Source organism: Pseudomonas sp. SDO55104_S430, assembly GCF_054070595.1.
Window position 1 is genome coordinate 1 of sequence record NZ_JBSVXG010000310.1, and the last position, 5,327, is coordinate 5,327.

5 protein-coding genes are annotated in these 5,327 nt (G+C 62.5%); 1 reads left to right on the top strand and 4 read right to left on the bottom strand.

Features of this window, described 5'->3' with window-relative positions:
• Positions 1 to 184: 184 nt before the first annotated feature.
• From ACW9JE_RS28270 to ACW9JE_RS28285, 4 genes are all read right to left on the bottom strand, one after another.
• On the bottom strand, positions 185 to 1,159 hold the full coding sequence (locus tag ACW9JE_RS28270) for a FecR domain-containing protein (RefSeq protein ID WP_224538034.1): 975 nt from the start codon (positions 1,157 to 1,159) through the stop codon (positions 185 to 187).
• On the bottom strand, positions 1,156 to 1,674 hold the full coding sequence (locus ACW9JE_RS28275; protein WP_457434635.1) for an RNA polymerase sigma factor: 519 nt from the start codon (positions 1,672 to 1,674) through the stop codon (positions 1,156 to 1,158). Before ACW9JE_RS28275 ends, ACW9JE_RS28270 begins: the two co-directional genes overlap by 4 nt.
• Before the next feature lie 247 nt (positions 1,675 to 1,921).
• A complete protein-coding gene (locus ACW9JE_RS28280) occupies positions 1,922 to 2,629 on the bottom strand; it encodes a 3'-5' exonuclease (protein ID WP_224538031.1) in 708 nt (235 codons plus the stop codon).
• A gap of 10 nt (positions 2,630 to 2,639) precedes the next feature.
• Positions 2,640 to 4,574, bottom strand: a complete 1,935-nt coding sequence (locus ACW9JE_RS28285) for a putative nucleotidyltransferase substrate binding domain-containing protein (protein ID WP_457434636.1) — start codon at positions 4,572 to 4,574, stop codon at positions 2,640 to 2,642.
• A 259-nt stretch (positions 4,575 to 4,833) separates the two neighbouring features.
• On the opposite strand from ACW9JE_RS28285, the gene ACW9JE_RS28290 reads away from it, so the two are divergent.
• Complete coding sequence (locus tag ACW9JE_RS28290; RefSeq protein ID WP_457434637.1) at positions 4,834 to 5,280, top strand: response regulator; 447 nt, start codon at positions 4,834 to 4,836, stop codon at positions 5,278 to 5,280.
• Positions 5,281 to 5,327 lie beyond the last annotated feature (47 nt).

Below are 5,327 nucleotides of genomic sequence, written 5' to 3' on the forward strand. Positions count from 1 at the left end.
GCAGTCGTAAAACCTGAGTGCGAGGTCTCCCTGAAACACCGCGCTGGCTGATTTCACGACTGCTGCGCAGTCGGACGCAGGCTTCGCCAGCTGCTACATGATCGAGTTTTTGCCTATGGATTTGCGGTGATTACTGAGGGCATCTTCGCGGGCAAGCCCGCTCCCACAGGGTTCTGCGTGGAGTTTAGGGTTTCGGGTTGCTCTTCGCCGCCACCGTCACCCACCACTGCGTGTGCTGTTCGATCTGCACCGGCAAGGTCGGCAGCAGGGCGTTCAGGGCCAGGTTGGTGTCTTTGAGGGGGAAGCTGCCGGTGATGCGCAGGTCGGCGATTTCGGGGGCTACGCCCAGGTGGCCGGGGCGGTAGCGGCCGAGTTCATGGACGAGGTCTTCGAGGCGGGTGTTGTCCACTACCAGCATGCCGCGGGTCCAGGCGTCGGCGCCCACGTTGACGGCGAGGATCGGGCCCAGGCCGTCGTTGCGGATCAGCATTTGCTGGCCTTCGCGCAGAATTTGTTCTTGCTGGCTTGATTCGGGGTGGGCGGCCACTGCCGATTGCAGCACGCTCAGGCGGGTGCCTTCGGCTTCGCGCTTGACCAGAAAGCGCGTGCCCAGCGCGCGCATGCTGCCTTCGCGGGTTTCGACGATGAAGGGCCGGGCGTCGCCGTGGCCGGTTTCGACGAGGATTTCGCCTTCCTGCAGCACGATCAGCCGCTGCTTCTCGTCGAAGCGAACGTCCAGCGCACTGTGGGTGTTGAGGTTGATCAAGGTGCCGTCGCTCAGGCGAATGGTGCGCTGTTCGCCGGTGGCGGTGCGCTGGTCGGCCAGCCAGTAATCCACCGGCAGATAACGTTCGCCGGCAAACAGCGCCAGACCAATCACCGCGACCACGCTGGCCACGCCGCTGCCGAGTTTGCGCACGCGGCGGCGGATGCCTTCACGCGACTGCAGCAGGGCGGTGCGGGCGGGGCCGCTGGCGACGCTGAAACGCTGATCGAGCATGCCCAGCTGGCGCCAGGCGCGGGCGTGTTCTTCGTGGGCAGCGTGCCATTTGGCGAATTCTTCGCGCTCGATCGGGTTGGCCGAGTCCAGGGACAATTGCCAGGCGATGGCGGCATCGAGCACCCGCGCCGAGACCGGTTTGGAACTGGCCGGGCTCATGTCGGCTCCCCGTACAGCACGATGTAGCACTGGCGGATGCCCTGGGCCAGGTACTGGCGCACCCGGGGCACCGACACGCCCAGGCGCTCGGCGATTTCCCCGTGGCTCAGGCCATCGAGGCGGTTGTACAGAAACGCCGCGCGGGCCTTGCTCGAGAGCTTGCCGAGCAGGCGATCGATGTTTTTCAGGTCTTCGAGGATCATCTGCTGTTCTTCCGCCGACGGTTGTTCGGCTTCGGGAATCAGCATCAGTTCGGTGAGGTAGGCCTGTTCCAGCGCGGCGCGGCGGAAGTAGTCGAACAGCAGGCCCTTGGCGATCGCCACCAGGAATGCCCGGGGTTCGCGGGGTTCTTTCAAGTCCTCTCGGCCGAGCAGGCGCACGAAGGTGTCCTGACTCAGGTCCTCGGCGCGCTGCGGGCAGGCGACGTTGCGACGAAGCCAGGCCAATAGCCAACCGCGATGGTCGCGATATAACGCACCGACGAGCTCACTTTGAGGGCTTGGGATTGACGACACGCCGTATTACCGATTGGGAAAGGTTAACTAACGAGAATTGTTCGCGATTGTGTCAGAGGCGAATCAGGTAAGCAATTGGCGTTGGTCGGGTGTTTTTGGGGGGAGGTGGGCAGTTGGACCGCGTTATCGTTCTTCGCGGGCAAGCCACGCTCCCACAGGATTGGTGGCGTTTGTGGGATTTATGATCGACACAAACCCTGTAGGAGCGAGGCTTGCCCGCGAATGCGTCAGACCAGACGCCGACGATTCAGAAGGACGGAGTTTGCTGCCGCCGGCGCCACTGGCTCAGGCGCTGTTGCAGGTTCAACGGGCTGAGAATCTGCTGCTGCCGCGCGCGGCTGAACAGGATCAGCGCCAGTTCGGCGGTGGCCAGGGCGTCGGCGCTGGCGTTGTGGCGTTCGAAGACTTCGAGCTTGAACCAGTTGATCCATTCATCGAGCCCGGCCTCGCGGATGTTGGCCTGCGGGCACACGAGCGGGGCGATCTCGGCCACGTCCAGAAAGGCGTGCTGCAACTTGTAGCCCAGGTGATCCTTGAGCGCGCGGCCGAGCATGTGCTGGTCGAACGGTGCATGAAAGGCCAACAACGGGCTGTCGCCGACGAACTCCATGAACTCGATCAGCGCCTGCGCCGGGTCGCTGCCGTTGGCAATCGCGCTCGGCCCCAAACCGTGGATCAGCACGCTGGGGCTGAGCTTGAGCTCGGCGCATTGCAGGGTGCGTTCGAACTGCTGGCTGAAATCGATCGCGCCGTCCTCGATCACCACCGCGCCGATGGACAGTACCCGATCCTTGTTCAGGTTCAATCCTGTAGTTTCCAGATCGAGCACTACCCAACGCTGTTCGCGCAGGCTGCACTCGCCCAGAACCGGCGCTGCCGGCAGCCGTTGCAGGCGCTGTTGCAGTTCGCCGGACAGGCTGGGACCCGCGGGGCGCAACCACGAAAACAGGCTCATAACTGATAGCTCATAACTGATACCGCAGTGCCAGGCTGCTTTGCAGGCGTTGGGCCTGGCGCAGGGATTCACGCAGGATGCGCCGGTCCAGGTGGTTGAGGCTGTCCGGGTCGACGCGGTTGGAGTAGGGCAGGTTTTCCCGGGTCTGCAACTGGTGTTGCTGCATGCGGGTTTGCTGGATGAAGTGGTAGGCCTCTTCGTAGGCCGCGCCGTCCAGCGGTTCGATGACTTCCTTATCCACCAGCTGGCGGAAGCGCTCCAGGGTGTTATTGGCCTCGATGCCGTGGGCCAGGGCCAGTAAACGGGCGCCATCGACGAAGGGCGCCAGGCCCTGGATCTTCAGGTCGAGGGTGGCCTTGTCGCCATTTTTGCGGGTCAGCACGAACTCGCGGAAACGCCCGACCGGTGGACGATTACGCAAGGCGTTCTCGGCCATCATTCGCTGGAACAGTCGGTTGTCGCCGACCTGATCGAGAATGCCGCGACGCAATTGCTCGCAACCTTGCTCGCTACCCCAGACCACGCGCAAGTCGAAATAGATGCTCGACCCCAGCAGATTCTCCGGGGTCGCCTCGCGAATGAACGCGGCAAAGCGCCGGGCCCATTCGATGCGGGACAGGCACAGCTCGGGGTTGCCGGCCATGATGTTGCCCTTGCACAACGTGAAGCCGCAGAGCGCCAGGCTCTGGTTGACCTGATGGGCGATGGGCAGCAGCTTGCCGCGGATTTCCGCCGCGTGGGCCGCGTCCCGGGCTTCGAACAGAATGCCGTTGTCCTGGTCGGTGTGCAGCGTCTGCTCGCGGCGGCCTTCGCTGCCGAAACACAGCCAGCTGAACGGCACCCCAGGGTCGCCTTTTTCCGCCAGGGTCAGTTCGATCACGCGGCTGACGGTGTGGTCGTTGAGCAGGGTGATGATGTGGGTGATCTGGGTCGAGGAGGCGCCGTGGGCCAGCATGCGCTCCACCAGTTGGCCGATTTCGCCACGGATCGCCACCAGGTTTTCCACGCGCTGGGCGCTGCGGATGGTGCGGGCCAGGTGCACCAGATCGACCCGTTGCAGGGAGAACAGATCGCGCTCGGACACCACGCCACACAGGCGCTGATCCTTGACCAGGCAGACGTGGGCGATGTGCCGCTCGGTCATGGCGATCGCCGCATCGAAGGCGCTGTGATCCGGGCTCAGATAGAACGGCGCCTGGGTCATGTGGCGCTCGATGGCCTCGCTGAAATCCCCGGTGCCGTTGGCCACCACCTGGCGCAGGTCGCGCAGGGTGAAGATCCCCAGCGGTGATTTCTGTTCGTTGACGACGACGATGCTGCCGACCTGCTGCTCGTGCATCAGGGTCACGGCTTCGCGCAGGGGCGTGGCGGGGCTGCAGCTCACCGGGTGGCGCATGGCCAAATCGCCCAGGCGGGTGTTGAGCGAATACTGGGTGCCGAGGGTTTCCACGGCCTTCTGCTGGACTTGCTGGTTGACCTGATCCAGCAGGCTGCTGACACCCCGTAGGGCGAAATCGCGGAAGGTGTGGGAAATGGCGAAGAGCTTGATGAACGCCAGCTTGTTCAGTTGCAGGCAAAAGGTGTCTTCGGCGGACAGATGCTCGGTGCGGGTTGCCCGCTCACCCAGCAGCGCGGCGAGGGGAAAGCACTCGCCGGTGGTGATCTCGAAAGTGGTTTCGGTGCCGCCCTTGGCCGAATGCGGACGCTCGCCCACCACCCGGCCCTGCTTGACGATGTAGAAGTGCTCAACCGGGCCGTCGGCGGGCTTGATGATGCTCTCGCCCGGGGCATAAAAACGCAGCTGACATTGCTCGACCAGGTACGCCAGGTGGGCGTGTTCCATCTGGTTGAAGGGCGGGAAGCGCTGAAGGAACTGCAAAGTGCCCTGGATGTTCTGCAACACCGCGGTTTTCCCTGCCTGTGTGAAGGCGTCCGCTTTACTCATAACCATTACCGCAGTCTTTTTTGGATTTGTTGTCGGGGATAACTCACCCATGGTCGGCCCCTGCGGCCGGGGTGCCCATTGGACGTAAGTCTAGGTAGGCAATCTGTACGGCAAATTGTCGGAAAATCCTTACGAGATTGAAGGAAAAACCTCTCCAAACTACGCTTGGAAAATAATCCGACGAAGTGCACATTTAAGCTGTGCTTAGCGATGTCTCACCACTGTGCTAGGGAACTGTACTGATCATGTAGAGAACGCCATGTCCGACCACGATATTTTGAGTGACGCCGAGCGCGCAGCGCTCAGTGCAGTCATGCAGGAACCCGACCTGCCACCGCAGCGGGTGCTGATCGTAGACGACGACAAGGATGCCCGAGAATTACTGTCAGAGATTCTTGCCCTGGATGGCATACGTTGCATGACTGCCTCCAGCGGCGAGTCCGCGCTCAAGCTGCTGGAAGAACGACCGTCCATAGGTTTGGTGATCACCGACCTGCGCATGGGCAACGTCGACGGTTTGGCGTTGATCCGCGAGGTGCGCGAGTCGGTGCGAGCGGCGATGCCGTTCATCATCGTTTCCGGCGATGCCGACGTTAAGGACGCCATCGCGGCGATGCACTTGAGCGTGGTGGATTTTCTGCTCAAGCCGATCGATACCGGGAAGTTGCTGGGGTTGGTCAAGCATGAGTTGGGGATGGATATTTGATCCTTTAAAAGATCGCAGCCTTCGGCAGCTCCTACAGGGAAATGCGA